The organism is Actinomadura geliboluensis, from assembly GCF_005889745.1.
In the GTDB taxonomy this organism is placed as follows: Bacteria; Actinomycetota; Actinomycetes; order Streptosporangiales; family Streptosporangiaceae; genus Spirillospora; species Spirillospora geliboluensis.
On record NZ_VCKZ01000325.1, the window covers coordinates 1 to 10,374 of the forward strand.

The 10,374-nt window shown below is 74.7% G+C and carries 9 protein-coding genes; 6 read left to right on the forward strand and 3 right to left on the reverse strand.

Annotated elements, in window-relative coordinates:
• Positions 1-37: 37 nt before the first annotated feature.
• Positions 38-2,230, forward strand: coding sequence for a sensor histidine kinase (locus ETD96_RS32955; protein ID WP_138640393.1), 2,193 nt, complete (start codon positions 38-40; stop codon positions 2,228-2,230).
• Here the strand turns inward: ETD96_RS32955 and ETD96_RS32960 are convergent.
• Positions 2,117-2,722 carry a response regulator transcription factor gene (locus ETD96_RS32960; RefSeq protein ID WP_138640394.1) on the reverse strand — a complete coding sequence of 202 codons (606 nt, stop codon included), beginning with the start codon at positions 2,720-2,722 and terminating at the stop codon, positions 2,117-2,119. The two genes, ETD96_RS32955 and ETD96_RS32960, sit on opposite strands and share 114 nt — an antisense overlap.
• A gap of 87 nt (positions 2,723-2,809) precedes the next feature.
• On the opposite strand from ETD96_RS32960, the gene ETD96_RS32965 reads away from it, so the two are divergent.
• The 5 genes from ETD96_RS32965 to ETD96_RS32985 all read left to right on the forward strand — a co-directional run bounded on the left by ETD96_RS32965 (position 2,810) and on the right by ETD96_RS32985 (position 8,791).
• Positions 2,810-3,541 (forward strand): ABC transporter ATP-binding protein, encoded by a 732-nt coding sequence (locus ETD96_RS32965; RefSeq protein WP_205719565.1) that lies wholly within the window; start codon positions 2,810-2,812, stop codon positions 3,539-3,541.
• Between the two features lie 14 nt (positions 3,542-3,555).
• On the forward strand, positions 3,556-5,976 hold the full coding sequence (locus ETD96_RS32970) for an FtsX-like permease family protein (protein ID WP_240808397.1): 2,421 nt from the start codon (positions 3,556-3,558) through the stop codon (positions 5,974-5,976).
• Between the two features lie 156 nt (positions 5,977-6,132).
• Positions 6,133-7,023 carry a class D beta-lactamase gene (gene blaOXA, locus ETD96_RS32975; RefSeq protein ID WP_138640396.1) on the forward strand — a complete coding sequence of 297 codons (891 nt, stop codon included), beginning with the start codon at positions 6,133-6,135 and terminating at the stop codon, positions 7,021-7,023.
• Between the two features lie 141 nt (positions 7,024-7,164).
• Positions 7,165-7,764, forward strand: a complete 600-nt coding sequence (locus ETD96_RS32980) for an RNA polymerase sigma factor (RefSeq protein ID WP_138640397.1) — start codon at positions 7,165-7,167, stop codon at positions 7,762-7,764.
• A complete protein-coding gene (locus tag ETD96_RS32985; RefSeq protein WP_240808398.1) occupies positions 7,757-8,791 on the forward strand; it encodes a CU044_5270 family protein in 1,035 nt (344 codons plus the stop codon). Before ETD96_RS32980 ends, ETD96_RS32985 begins: the two co-directional genes overlap by 8 nt.
• An 18-nt stretch (positions 8,792-8,809) precedes the next feature.
• Here the strand turns inward: ETD96_RS32985 and ETD96_RS32990 are convergent, their stop codons facing one another.
• Positions 8,810-9,223, reverse strand: coding sequence for a VOC family protein (locus tag ETD96_RS32990; protein WP_138640398.1), 414 nt, complete (start codon positions 9,221-9,223; stop codon positions 8,810-8,812).
• A gap of 25 nt (positions 9,224-9,248) precedes the next feature.
• The gene (locus ETD96_RS32995) at positions 9,249-10,130 is read right to left on the reverse strand and encodes a sigma-70 family RNA polymerase sigma factor (protein ID WP_138640399.1); all 882 of its coding nucleotides are present in this window, start codon (positions 10,128-10,130) and stop codon (positions 9,249-9,251) included.
• Between the last annotated feature and the right edge of the window lie 244 nt (positions 10,131-10,374).

Sequence of the window (10,374 nt, forward strand, 5' to 3'; positions counted from 1 at the left end):
ATCTGACCCGGTTTCCGGGGGCTGATCGAGGGGCGGGGTGGAACGAAGGCAGGCGGTCGACGTGCCGCCGCGCACGGCGCGGGCGGTGGCGGTCGCGGCCCTGGTCGCGCTGGTCGGCGTCTACACGGTGGGCGCGATCGACCGGCCGGCCGACGCGGCCGCCGCCGTTCCCGTGGCCGGAGCGATCCTGCTGCTGCAGTTCCGGTTCGTGCTGGCGCCCCTGCGCCGCCTCCAGACCCCTGCCTGGACGGCGGCGCAGGGAGTCCTGTCCTTCGTCGCGGTGCTGTGCCTGGGGTTCTCCGTGGCGGTGCTGGTCGTGTGGGTGGGCGGGCTCCTGCTCGCCCGCAACCGGGTGACGGCCGCGGTGGCGGCGGTCGCGGTGCTCGTCCTGGCGGTGGTCCGCGGGGACGGGGCCGGCGGTTCGGCGGACGCCGCGATCACGGCGGGCCTGATGACGACGGTCGTGTACGGGCTGTCGCGGCTGGTCGGCCGCATCGAGGAGGTGTTCGCGGCCCGGCTGTCGCTGGCGGTGGCGGCCGTCGAGGAGGAGCGGCTGCGGGTGGCGGCCGAGCTGAACGCGGGGGTCGGCCGCGGGCTGGACGCGATCGCCGCCGCGCGGGGCGTCGCGGACCTCGACCGGGTGTCGCGGGTGGCGCGCCGGTCGCTGACCGCCGCCCGGACCGCCGCCGTGGACCTGCGCAGCCTCTCGCTGACCCCGGAGATCGCGGCGGCGCGCGGGATGCTGGCGGCGGCCGACGTCGAGGTGACGGTGCGGGTGGGCCACCGGGAGCCGCTCGGCCGGGCCGGGGCGCTGCTGGCGACCGTCCTGCGGGAGGCGGTCACCGACGTGGTGCGGCGCCGCCGGGCGCGGCACTGCGCCATCGAGACCGGTGAGCGGGGCGGGCTGCTCGTGCTGCGGGTCACCGACGACGGAGCCGCCGCGGCCGGCTGGGCCGCCGAGGCCCTGGCGCCGCTGGCCGCGCAGGTCGAGCGGGTCGGCGGGCACCTGCGCACGACGCTGGAGCCGGACGGCCGCTGCGTCGTCGAGGCGGCGGTGCGGGCGGCGCCGGAGCCGCGGGCCGAGGTCTCCAGCGCCGAGCACCGGTTGTCGGTGGTGTTGCTGGCGGCGGTCCTCGCCGGCTTCTGCGTCAAGGGACTGCTGCTGCTGGCATCGCCGGTGGAGTTGCTCATCGCGGTGCCGTGCCTCGCGGCCGTGTCCGTCCTGCAACTCGGGTGGGCGCGCCGGCCGGAGGGGTCGTGGTGGGCGCTGGCGGCGCAGGCGCTGCTGAGCTTCGTGCCGCTGCTGTGGCTCGGCAAGGCGTGGGGCGGCGTGCCTGGCTTCCTGGTGGGGACGCTGCTGCTGGCGCTGCCCGCCGCCGTGGCCTGGCCGCTGACCGGCGCGGTCATGGCCGCCATGGGGGTGGTCGCGTGGCGGCTCGGCGAGGCCGCCGACGTGGTGGTGAACTCGGTGATCAGCGTGCTGGTGACCGGGCTGGTGGTGTGGGGGCTGGTCCGGCTCGCCCAGCTGGCGGACGAGCTGCGGGCGGCGGCGGCCGGGCTCGCGCGGGCGGCGGTCGTCCAGGAGCGGCTGCGCGCGGCCCGCGACCTGCACGACCTGCTCGGGCACAGCCTCGCGGCCGTCCAGCTGAAGGCCGAGATCGCGCGCCGGCTGCTGGCGTCGGACCCGGACCGGGCGCGGGCGGAGTTCGACGACCTGGTCCGCATCGCCGAGCACGCGCGCCGGGACATGGGGGTGGTGACCGGCGCGGCCGGGCGGCTGGAACTCGAACCGGAGCTGGCGTCGGCGCGGTCGGTGCTCGCCGCGGCGGGCATCGAGGTGCGGGTCGTCCGCGACGGCACCCCGCCGGGCGACGCCGAAGGGGTGCTGAGCGTCGTGCTGCGGGAGGCGGTCACCAACATCCTGCGGCACAGCGCCGCCCGCCACTGCGAGATCACCGTCGGGGCGGCGCGGCTGACGGTGGTGAACGACGGACGTCCGGACGAGGTCACCCCGCCGGGCGCGGGGATCGGCAACCTCGCCACGCGGCTCGCCGAGGCGGGCGGCCGGCTGGAGGCGCGCCCGGCCGCAGGCGGACGCTTCCGGCTCGCCGCGTACCTAGAGCCAGCCGGCCTCGCGGGCGATGCGGACGGCGTCGGTGCGCCCCCGGGCGTCGAGCTTGGCGACGACCGCGGTGAGATGGTTGCGGACGGTCCCCGCCGACAGGTGTAGCCGGCCCGCGATCTCGGGGACCTCGGCGCCGTCCGACAGCAGCCGCAGGACGTCCTTCTCGCGCGGCGTGAGCGGGTCGTCGGCCAGGTCCCAGGCGGTCACCGCGAGGGTCGCGTCCAGGACCCGCTCGCCCGCGTGGACCTTGCGGATCGCGTCGATCACCTGGTCCGGCGGCGCGGACTTCAGGACGAAGCCGTCCACCTTCTCGCGCAGGGCGCGGCGCAGCAGCCCCGGCTTGCCGTGCCCGGTGAGCATGAGGGTGCGGCACCCCGGGAGTTCGGCGCGCAGCAGCCCGGCCGCGGTCAGCCCGTCCGTCCCGGGCATGTCGATGTCGAGGACGGCCACGTCGGGCAGGTGCACCCGCGCCGCCGGGACGACGGCGCCGCCGTCGCCGACGTCCGCGACCACCTCCAGGTCGGGTTCCAGACCGAGCAGCGTCGCCAGCGCGGTCCGGATCACGTGCTGATCCTCGGCGATGAGCACCTTGATCACGCCGCCGAGCCTACCCGTGACGATCTCATGGGTGATCGATGACGGACGCTCTGTCGGGCGAAGCCGCAGGTCAGCAGAGTGGTGTCCATGGACGAAGCAGTGGTGATGGACACGGTGAGCAGGGTGTACGGCAAGGGGGCGGGCGCGGTCGCGGCCCTCCGGCAGGTCTCGGTCTCGCTGCCGAAGGGCGGCTTCACCGCCGTGATGGGCCCCTCGGGGTCGGGCAAGAGCACCTTCCTGCAGTGCGCGGCCGGGCTCGACCGGCCCACCGCCGGATCGGTGCGGCTCGGCGGTACGGAGCTGACCGGGATGAACGAGACCGAGCTGACCGTCCTGCGGCGCGAGCGGGTCGGGTTCGTCTTCCAGGCGTTCAACCTGCTCCCGTCCCTGACGGTGGAGCAGAACGTGACGCTGCCGCTGCGGCTGGCCGGGCGCCGCGCCGACCGCGCCCGGCTGGCGGAGATCCTGGAGCGGGTCGGGCTGGCCGATCGGGCCGGGCACCGGCCCGCCGAGCTGTCGGGCGGGCAGCAGCAGCGCGTCGCGATCGCGCGGGCCCTGGTCGCGCGGCCGGACGTCGTCTTCGGCGACGAGCCGACCGGTGCGCTGGACACCATGACCGCCAAGGAGGTGCTGGTCGCGTTCCGGGAGATCGTGGACGACCTCGGGCAGACGGTGGTGATGGTCACCCACGACCCGGTGGCCGCGTCGTACGCCGACAGCGTCCTGTTCCTGGCGGACGGGCAGATCGTCGACTCGGTCACCGCGCCCACCGCGAGCGACGTCGCTGAGCGGATGACCCGGCTGGGGGCGTACGTCTGATGTTCTCTCTCTCCTTGAGCACCTTGCGGCACCGTCGTGCCGCGTTCGCCGGCGGTTTCATCGCGCTGTTCTTCGCCGCCGCACTGATCACCGCCTGCGGCATGCTGATGGACACCGGTCTGCGCAGCCACGTCGCCCCCGAGCGCTACGCGGCCGCCCCGATCATCGTGTCGGGTGACCCGGACGCGCACCTCGTCAAGGACGACGGCGACCGCAAGAGCAAGCCCAACACCGCGCGGGGCCGGATCGCCGCGTCGCTCACCGGACGGGTGCAGGCGGTGCCGGGCGTCCGTTCCGTGGTGCTGGAAGTGACCGTCCCCGCTGTCATCGGCGGGAGCCCCGTGGACGGGCACGGCTGGGAGTCGGCAGGGCTGGCCCGGACCGTCCTCAAGGAGGGCCGGGCTCCCGCCGCCGCAGGCGAGATCGTCGTGGGCGCCACCGCGGGCCATGCCGTCGGGACGGACGTGACCGTCCTGAACCCGCTCGGAACGGGCACCTACCGCGTCGTCGGGGTCACCGGGCAAGCGCCGGGCAACCCGTCCGTCTTCTTCAGCTCCGAGGAGGCCCGCCGCCTGACCGCCGCGCGGCCCGGCCTCACCGCGATCGGCGTCTGGCCCGCGCCCGGCGCGTCCGTCGACGACACCGCCGACGCGGTGCGCGCGGCCGTCCGCGGAACCGGCGCCACCGTCCACACCGGCACCGACCGCGGGCGCGCCGAGTTCCCCGACAGCGGCAGCGCCCGCGTCAAGCTGGTCAGCATGGGCGCCGCACTCGGCGGCACGTCCCTGATCGTGGCGCTGCTGGCCGTCGTCGGCACCTTCGGGCTCATGCTCCAGCAGCGCGAGCGGGAACTCGCCCTGCTGCGCGCCATCGCCGCGACGCCCCGGCAACTGCGCCGGATGATCGGCCGCGAGGCCGCCCTGCTCGGCCTCGGCGCGACGGTCCCGGGCGCAGCCGCCGGCCTGTTCCTGGGCTCCCGGCTGCACGCCGCCTTCGCCGACCTGGACGCCATCCCCGGCAACCTGCCGCCGGTCACCGGGCCGGTCCCGCCGCTCGTCGCCGTCGCCGTCACCGTCGCGGCCGCCTGGCTGGCCGCCCGGATCGCGGCCCGCCGCATCACCCGGCTCCGCCCGGTCGAGGCCCTCGGCGAGGCCGCGTTCGCACCGCCCCGCACACCGTGGTTCCGGCTCGCCGCCGGGCTGGTCGTCCTGGCCGGCGCCGTCGTGCTCACCTTCGTGCTGGCGTCCGTCCACTCCGAGCGCGGCTCGGGCCCCCTCACGCCCTTGACCGCGCTCGCGTTCGCGACCGCCGTCGGCCTCCTCGGACCCGTCCTGACCCGGCTGGCGATCCCACCGGTCACCCTGCCGCTGCGGTTCTCCGGCGCGGTCGCCGGCCTGGCGGCCGCCAACCTGCGCGCCGGCGCGCGCCGCCTCGCCGCCGTCATCGCCCCGCTCACCCTGATGGTCGCGCTCGGCTCGACGCTGCTGTTCGCCGAGACGACCATCGACGAGGCCGCCGCGTCCCAGGCCGGCGCGGGCAACGTCGCCGACTACGCCGCCGGCCCCGCGGTGCCCGGCCCGGCGGCCGAGTCGCTGCGCAAGGTGCCCGGGGTCCGGACGGTCACCGAGGTCCTGCACACCCGCGTCCGCGCCGCCAACACTCCCTACAGCGCCCAGGGCGTCACCCCCGGCGGCCTGGCGAACACCATGGACCTCGACGTGCGCTCCGGCTCCCTGAACGACTTCGGCGACGGCACCATGGCCGCCCGGGAGGGCCTCGGCATGAAGGTCGGCGACAAGGCGTCCTTCGCCATGGCCGACGGAACGCACGTGACGCTCCGCGTCGTCGCCGTCTACCACCGCGGCCTCGGCTTCGGTGACCTCACCCTGCCGCACTCCCTGGTGGCCGCCCACGTCGACGTCCCGATGGGCACCGCGCTCATCTCCGCCCCCGGCGTGCGCGGCGACGCCCTGAAGAGCGCGGTGGCGGCCTACCCCGGCCTCGGCCTGCACGCCCGGACGGACGCCCCCGCCAGGCCGAGCGGCAGCGCGGTCAACTACCTGTCCCTCGCCATGATCGTCGCCTTCGCCGCCCTCTCCGCCGCCAACGCCCTGGCCATGGCGACCGCCGGCCGCGTCCGCGAACTGGCCGTGTTCCGGCTCGCCGGCGGCACCCGCCGGCAGGTGCTGCGGATGCTCCGCTGGGAGACCCTGACCGCCGTCCTGGTCGCGGCCGTCCTCGGCACCGCGATCGCCTACGCGACGCTGAACGCCTTCAGCACCGGGATGACCGGGTCGGCCGGACCGCACGTCCCGATCGTCGGACTCCTCGCGATCATCGGCGGCATGGGAGCCCTGGCCGTCCTGGCCACGACCCTCCCGGCCCGTCTGGCCCTGCGCCGCCCACCCGCCGACGCCATCGGAGCCCGCGAATGAGTTCGAGGCCGCCCTGGAGACGGCCGCGCAGATTCGCGCTAACAGCCCGATCGGATGAATGAACTGCGCTGAGCTGCGAAGATACTATTTCTCATATCATTGACTAATCGATATCAGTATTGGACAGAAAGCAGTGGGCAGTGGTCGAGTGACCGCATGATCAAGCTTTCTTCCCGACATCTGCGCATCCGGCTGGGCGCCGCCGCGCTCGGCGCGCTCACCCTCCTCGGCACCGCCGCGTGCGGCGCGGGCGCCCAGGGCCCCGTCCCGCGCGGTGCCGTCGCCGTCGCGGCGGCCGACCAGATCCGGCCCGGCGTCGTCGAGCGCGACGACCTGCGGTCCGTCTTCGACGCGGCGGGCGTGCGCGGCTCGTTCGCCCTGCTGGACGTGAAGACCCGGACCACGACCGTGGTGGACGGGCGGCGCGCGCAGACGCCGCTGGTCCCCGCTTCCAGCTTCAAGGTCCCGCACGCGCTCGTCGCCCTGGAGACCGGCGCGGTCAAGAGCCCCGACGAGGTGATCCCCTGGGACGGCACGCCGCAGCCGTTCCCGGAATGGGAGCAGGACATGACGATGCGGGAGGCAGTCCGCGTCTCCAACGCCGCGGCGTTCCAGGTCATCGCCCGCCGCATCGGCCTGAAGCGCGAACGGCAGTGGCTGCACCGGCTCGGCTACGGCAACCGCGAGACCGGGACGGCGGTGGACCGCTTCTGGCTGGACGGTCCGCTGAAGATCTCGGCGGTGGAGCAGACCCGGTTCATGGAGCGGCTGGCAGCCGCGCGCCTGCCCGCCTCGCGCGAGCACCAGCGCACCGTCCGCGAACTGATCAAGCAGGAGGAGCAGGACGGGTACGCGCTGTTCGCCAAGTCGGGCTGGCAGAACGCCCCCGGCCCCGGCACCGGCTGGTGGACCGGCTGGGTCGAGCGCGGCGGGCGCGTGCACCCCTTCGCGCTGAACATCGACATCGTCGAGAGCGGCGACGCCGCCAAGCGCGCCACGGTCGCGCGCGAACTGCTGCGGCGGCTGGACGTGCTGCCCGCCGCGTAGGCATCTCCTCCACGGCCGCGGTGACCGCCCACGGTCACCGCGGCCGTGCGGATCATCCGGATCATCCGGGGTGACGGGAACCGTTCGCGGGCCGTTCGGCAAGAGGGGATGACCTGATCGGAAGCCCGAGAGGCCCACACAATGAGCGAAACGAGCCCGTCGGAGGCCGACGATGCCGCCGCGATCGAACGGTCGCGGCAGCATCCGGAGGCGTTCGCCGAGGTGTTCCGGCGCCACGCCCCCGAGCTGAAGCGGTACGTCACCCGCAGGCTGGGACGCGACGCCGCCGAGGACGTGGTGGCCGAGACGTTCCTGGCCGCGTTCCGGCAGCGCGACCGCTACGACCTGGCGCGGCGCAACGCGCGGCCGTGGCTGTACGGGATCGCGACCAACCTGATCGGACGCCACGTCCGCGACGAGGTGCGCCACCTGCGCGCCGTCCAGCGCACGGGCGCCGATCCCGTCACCGAGCCGTTCACCGACCGCAGCGACGAGCGGGTCAGCGCGCAGGCGCACGGCCCGCGCCTGGCGGGGGCACTGGCGTCCCTGCCCAAGGGGCACCGTGACGCGCTGCTCCTGGTCGCCTGGGGCGGCCTCACCTACCCGGAGGCCGCGCACGCGCTGAACGTGCGCGTCGGCACGGTGCGGTCGCGCATAAACCGGGCGCGCAAGAAGCTGCGCCGGGAACTCAGCGAGATCAACCCCACGATGTTCCTCAAGGAGGAGACGGTCCATGGATGAGATGACCGTGCTGGACCGGTTCCGGGCGGAGGTCCCGCATACGGACGAGGCCGACCTGCGCGCCGAGGAGGCCCGGCTCATGGCCGCCATCGGCGGGGCGGACCCCGCGCCCGCCGCCCGTCGCGTCCGTCCGGCCCGGCCTGCCCGCCGGGGCCGCCTGGCGATCGGCCTGACCGGGGGGCTGGCCGCCGCGACGCTGGCCGGGGTCGTGGTGGCCACCGCGGACCAGCCGGAGCAGGACACGATCACGCACGTCATGCCCGTCGCCGCGTCCCAGGTGCTCACGCGCGCCGCCGACGCCTCCACCCGGTTCCCCGAACTGCATCCCAAACCGGGGCAGTACCTGGTGTACGAGTCCCAGACGATGGATCCGGCCGAGGTGAACACCGCTAAGGGTCACTCGCGGTACCTGGCCCGCAGCGTCCGCAAGGTGTGGCTGCCCGTGGACGGCGACTCGACGCGGGGCGTCATCGAGGGGAGGGCGCTCCCGCCCAAGCCCTACCCGGGGTGGCCGATCCCGCCGTCCGCGCTCAAGCCCGACCCGGCCGGCGGCCCCGAGAAGCTCGCGGACTTCGACAACAGGGCCGAGTTCCTGCGCAACGACTACGCCTACGTCAGCCGCTTGCCCACCGACCCGCGGCAGATGTACGAGCACCTCTACACCCGTCTCGGCACCGGCCCCCAGGCGGACACTGAGGCGTGGCTGCGGGTCGGCGGCCTGCTGACGGAGGCGTACCTCCCCTCCGCGCAGCGGGTCGCGCTGTACCGCGCCGCCGCGGCGATCCCGGGGGTCGCCACGGTCGACAAGGCGGTGGACGCGGCGGGCCGGAAGGGCATCGCCGCGGCGAAGACCATCGGCGGCGTCCGGCGGGAGTACATCTTCGACCGGCGCACCTACCAGTACCTCGGCCAGCGCGAGGTCGTCGTCAACGCCGCCCTGGCCAAGGCCCCGGTCGGGAGCGTCCTGACGTCCACGGCCCAGCTCAAGGTGTCGGTCGCCGACCGCGCCCCGCAGGTCGGCTCCTAGCAGGGAGGACGGGCCCCGTCACCGGCAACGGTGGCGGGGCCCCGCGCTTGTGGCCTGGGTGAACCGGAGGACGTTCTCGGACGGGTCGAGGAACGCGCAGTCGCGGACTCCCGGACGGTCGATCGGTTCCTGTATCACCTCGGCGCCCGCGGCCTCCAGGTGTTCGAAGACGGCGTCGCAGTCGTCGGTCGTGAAGTCGACGCGGTGCAGGAGGTCGTCGGCGACCGTCCAACGGCCGGCCGACGGGTTCGCGGGGCGCGCCACGAGGAGGAGGCGCATGTCCGGCTGCAGCGGCGGTGCCAGGGCCACGCACGGCGCCTCCCGGGAGGGGACGTCGCCGGACACCTCGAAGCCGAGCACGTTCCGGTAGAAGGCGAGCGCCTGATCGAGGTCGTCCACGGCCAGGGAGAAGGACGCGACCCGCAAGCTCATGCGCGCGGCGCGAATCGGCGGAACGCTACCGCTCATCGCGGTTCTTCCGGCCCGGCGGCAGGACGATGATGTCGAGCGCGCGGAGCCGGTCCGCGTCGGTGTCGGTGGCGATGCGCGTGATCCGGCCGTCCTCGACGGTGAAGGCGATGACGGCCTTGGGCACACCGTGGTGGAACCAGACGGCCGCGGGCTCGCCGTCGACGAGGGCGAGGTGCGCGGCCCGCGCCCGTCCGGCGAAGAAGGACGCCACGGCCTCGGCGCCGTGGAGCTCGCCGACGGCCACCGCGTCGGGATCGAGGACGTCGAGCAGGCCCTGGAAGTCGTCGCCGCGTGCCGCCGCGAGGAACGCCGCGACGACCTCCCGCTTCGCCGACCGCGCGGCGTCCGACGCCTCGGCGGCGCCCTGCACGCGCCGCCGCGCCCGGCTGGCGAGCTGCCGGGCCGCCGCCGGCGACCGGTCGATGACGCGGCCGATCTCCCCGAACGACACCGCGAAGATGTCGTGCAGGACGAACGCGAGCCGCTCTGCGGGCGTGAGCGTATCCAGCACCACCATCAACGCGACGCCCACCGAGTCGGCCAGCAGCGCCTGGTCCTCCGGACCGGCCTGACCCACCGGACGGACGCCGCCCTGAGGCGCCGCCGGCTCGGGCGGCAGTGCCCCGGCGGCATCCTCGGGCCTGCTGCGGCGCGCCTCCATCATGTTCAGGCACACCCGCGCGACGACGGTCGTCAGCCACCCGCCGGGGTTCTCCACCTGGCCCGTGTCGGCGCGGCTGACCCGGGCCCACGCCTCCTGCACCGCGTCCTCGGCCTCGCTCCGCGAACCCAGCATCCGGTACGCCACCGCCTGCAAGTGCCGCTGGTGCTCGGCGAACCGCGCGTTCAGCCAGTCGTCCTCAGCCATCCGTCACACTCCCGCGAGATTTCCTGTCATACGAAGTGACCGGCGCGATCGCGTCGATGTGACGGCCGGGACCCGGCCGACCGCCCCCGCCGCCTCCGGCGGACCGCTCACCAGCAAGGAATCTCAGTGACCATGTCAAGCCGCGATAGCGCTGACCTGCGATGGCGGGATCGGGCTGAAGGTTCGGTTGTCGCGCAGCAGAGCCCACAGGACGTCGACCATGCGTCGAGCCAGGGCGAGTAGG

Excerpts from the sequence above, each read along its gene's own strand:
- ETD96_RS32965 (WP_205719565.1), top strand. The coding sequence starts at position 2,810 with ATGGACGAAGCAGTGGTGATGGACACGGTGAGCAGGGTGTACGGCAAG.
- blaOXA (WP_138640396.1), top strand. The coding sequence starts at position 6,133 with ATGATCAAGCTTTCTTCCCGACATCTGCGCATCCGGCTGGGCGCCGCC.
- ETD96_RS32980 (WP_138640397.1), top strand. The coding sequence starts at position 7,165 with ATGAGCGAAACGAGCCCGTCGGAGGCCGACGATGCCGCCGCGATCGAA.
- ETD96_RS32985 (WP_240808398.1), top strand. The coding sequence starts at position 7,757 with ATGGATGAGATGACCGTGCTGGACCGGTTCCGGGCGGAGGTCCCGCAT.
- ETD96_RS32990 (WP_138640398.1), bottom strand. The coding sequence starts at position 9,223 with ATGAGCTTGCGGGTCGCGTCCTTCTCCCTGGCCGTGGACGACCTCGAT.
- ETD96_RS32995 (WP_138640399.1), bottom strand. The coding sequence starts at position 10,130 with ATGGCTGAGGACGACTGGCTGAACGCGCGGTTCGCCGAGCACCAGCGG.